Consider the following 817-nt stretch of genomic DNA (forward strand, 5'->3'; position numbering starts at 1 on the left):
ATTACTCTTTGATGGTGACGACGATGCCGGCACCGACGGTACGGCCGCCTTCACGGATGGCGAAGCGCAGCTTCTCTTCCATGGCGATCGGCACGATCAGCTCGACATCGACCGTGATGTTGTCGCCGGGCATAACCATTTCCGTGCCTTCCGGCAGCGACACGATGCCGGTCACGTCGGTCGTGCGGAAGTAGAACTGCGGACGGTAGTTGGTGAAGAACGGCGTGTGACGGCCACCTTCGTCCTTGGTCAGGATGTAGGCTTCGGCCACGAACTTCTTGTGCGGCTTCACCGTACCGGGCTTGGCCAGAACCTGGCCGCGCTCGACGCCTTCACGATCAACGCCGCGCAGCAGCGCGCCGATGTTGTCGCCAGCCTGGCCCTGATCGAGCAGCTTGCGGAACATCTCGACGCCCGTGCAGGTCGTCTTGGTCGTCGGACGGATGCCGATGATTTCCAGTTCCTCGCCGACCTTGACGATGCCGCGCTCGACGCGGCCGGTCACGACCGTGCCACGGCCCGAGATCGAGAACACGTCTTCGATCGGCATCAGGAACGGCTTGTCCAGCGGACGAACCGGCGTCGGGATGTAAGCATCGACCGCAGCCATCAGCTCGCGGATCGCGTCTTCGCCGATGGTCTTGTTGGAATCTTCCAGAGCAGCCAGCGCCGAACCCTTGACGATCGGAATGTCGTCGCCGGGGAACTCGTTCTTCGACAGAAGCTCGCGAACCTCGAGCTCGACCAGTTCGAGCAGCTCGGCATCGTCGACCTGGTCGACCTTGTTCAGGAACACCACGATCGACGGCACGCCGAC

General features: G+C 62.5%; 1 protein-coding gene. It reads right to left on the minus strand.

Going from position 1 to position 817, the window contains the following annotated elements; genetic code table 11:
• Position 1 precedes the first annotated feature (1 nt).
• Positions 2-817 (minus strand): elongation factor Tu (locus NKK50_RS31255; protein ID WP_352544378.1); only part of this gene is annotated, 816 nt, incomplete at its 5' end.

Origin of the sequence: Mesorhizobium sp. M0001, from assembly GCF_040324255.1 — a bacterium.
Classification (GTDB): domain Bacteria; phylum Pseudomonadota; class Alphaproteobacteria; order Rhizobiales; family Rhizobiaceae; genus Mesorhizobium.